This is a genomic window from Microtetraspora sp. AC03309, from assembly GCF_020826795.1.
Taxonomy (GTDB): Bacteria; Actinomycetota; Actinomycetes; order Streptosporangiales; family Streptosporangiaceae; genus Microtetraspora; species Microtetraspora glauca.
On the sequence record NZ_JADDIL010000378.1, the window covers coordinates 1 to 590 of the forward strand.

The following is a 590-nucleotide window of genomic DNA, read 5'->3' on the forward strand; positions in this document are numbered from 1 at the left end:
AGATGTAGCCGACCGAGATCGGGTGCGGGAACGGCTCGCCGGAGCGGCCGTCGAACAGCCGCGCCTTCCCGCTGCGCTGCACCAGCCGATCCCCGTCGCGGTTGGGGACGGTGTTGTCCAGGAGCCCGACGATCTCTTCCTCGTGGGCGCCGTCGAAGACGGGGGTGGCCATGTTGGTGAGCGGCTCGACCGTGTCGAGGCCCTTGTCGCGCAGCCTCTCGGTCCAGGCCTCCTGCACGCCGGTGACGTCCCAGCCTCTGGCGGCGATCCATCCGAGGTGCGTCTCCAGCACCTGGCCGACGTTCATTCGGCCGGGCACGCCCAGCGGGTTGAGGATGATGTCGACCGGGGTGCCGTCCTCAAGGAACGGCATGTCCTCCACGGGGAGGATCTTGGAGATGACGCCCTTGTTGCCGTGACGGCCGGCCAGCTTGTCACCGTTGGTGATCTTGCGCTTCTGCGCCACGTACACGCGGACCTGCTCGTTGACCCCCGGCGGGAGCTCGTCGCCCTCCTCGCGGCTGAACACGCGGACGCCGATGACCTTGCCGGACTCGCCGTGCGGCACCTTCAGCGAGGTGTCACGCACC

The 590-nt window shown here is 68.8% G+C and carries 1 pseudogene; it reads right to left on the minus strand.

Features of this window, described 5'->3' with window-relative positions:
* Nucleotides 1-590: pseudogene (locus IMZ11_RS43425) on the minus strand (DNA-directed RNA polymerase subunit beta); the annotation flags it as partial.